Raw genomic sequence first — 1,526 nt, forward strand, 5'->3', positions numbered from 1 at the left:
TCTTGTGTTGATGATCTTAAAGATCATTAGTCAATTTCTGGTCATGCTCCTTTGGGAGTGTGTCCGAGTTTTGATTCTCATGTTTTCAAGTCTTTAAGAGCAAACGGTGGATGCCTTGGCATCTGGAGCCGAAGAAGGACGTAGCAATCTGCGATAAGCCTCGGGGAACTGATAAGCAAGTTTTGATCCGAGGGTGTCCGAATGGGGAAACCCCGCTGGGCGGCGTGCCGACCCAGTGACTCCCGCCTGAATATATAGGGCGGGTAGAGGGAACGTGGGGAAGTGAAACATCTCAGTACCCACAGGAAGAGAAAACAACCGTGATTCCGTGAGTAGTGGCGAGCGAAATCGGATCAGGCTAAACCTCATGTGTGTGAGAGCCGGCAGGCGTTGCATGTGGGGGGTTGCGGGACTTTCCTGACCATTCTGCCGAGTGGTCGACGTGACAGAAGCGTATAGACGAACCGTCTTGAAAGGCGGGCCAGAGTGGGTGCCAGCCCCGTAGTCGAAATGCGTGTTCTGGCGTGGAGAGTATCCCAAGTAGCACGGGGCCCGAGAAATCCCGTGTGAATCTGTCAGGACCACCTGATAAGCCTAAATACTCCCAGATGACCGATAGCGGACAAGTACCGTGAGGGAAAGGTGAAAAGTACCCCGGGAGGGGAGTGAAATAGTACCTGAAACCGTTTGCTTACAAACCGTTGGAGCACCCCTGGTAGGTGTGACAGCGTGCCTTTTGAAGAATGAGCCTGCGAGTTAGCGATATGTGGCGAGGTTAACCCGGGTGGGGTAGCCGTAGCGAAAGCGAGTCTGAATAGGGCGATTCAGTCGCATGTCCTAGACCCGAAGCGAAGTGATCTATCCATGGCCAGGCTGAAGCGACGGTAAGACGTCGTGGAGGGCCGAACCCACTTAGGTTGAAAACTGAGGGGATGAGCTGTGGATAGGGGTGAAAGGCCAATCAAACTTCGTGATAGCTGGTTCTCTCCGAAATGCATTTAGGTGCAGCGTTGCGTGTTTCTTGCCGGAGGTAGAGCTACTGGATGGCCGATGGGCCCCACCAGGTTACTGACGTCAGCCAAACTCCGAATGCCGGTAAGTGAGAGCGCAGCAGTGAGACTGTGGGGGATAAGCTTCATAGTCGAGAGGGAAACAACCCAGACCACCATCTAAGGTCCCTAAGCGCGTGCTAAGTGGGAAAGGATGTGGAGTTGCTTAGACAACCAGGAGGTTGGCTTAGAAGCAGCCACCCTTGAAAGAGTGCGTAATAGCTCACTGGTCAAGTGATTCCGCGCCGACAATGTAACGGGGCTCAAGCACGCCACCGAAGTTGTGGCATTGACATTATTGGTAGGCCTTCGTGGTCCAGCCGTGTTGATGGGTAGGAGAGCGTCGTGTGGCGAGCGAAGCGGCGGGGTGACCCAGCCGTGGACGCCACACGAGTGAGAATGCAGGCATGAGTAGCGAAAGACGTGTGAGAAACACGTCCTCCGAAAGACCAAGGGTTCCAGGGTCAAGCTAATCTT

At 54.1% G+C, this 1,526-nt stretch carries 1 rRNA gene; it reads left to right on the forward strand.

Going from position 1 to position 1,526, the window contains the following annotated elements:
- Nucleotides 1-83: 83 nt before the first annotated feature.
- A 23S ribosomal RNA gene (locus IM767_RS20520) occupies nucleotides 84-1,526 on the forward strand; the annotation flags it as partial.

This window comes from Microbacterium ureisolvens, from assembly GCF_015278315.1.
Classification (GTDB): Bacteria; Actinomycetota; Actinomycetes; order Actinomycetales; family Microbacteriaceae; genus Microbacterium; species Microbacterium ureisolvens.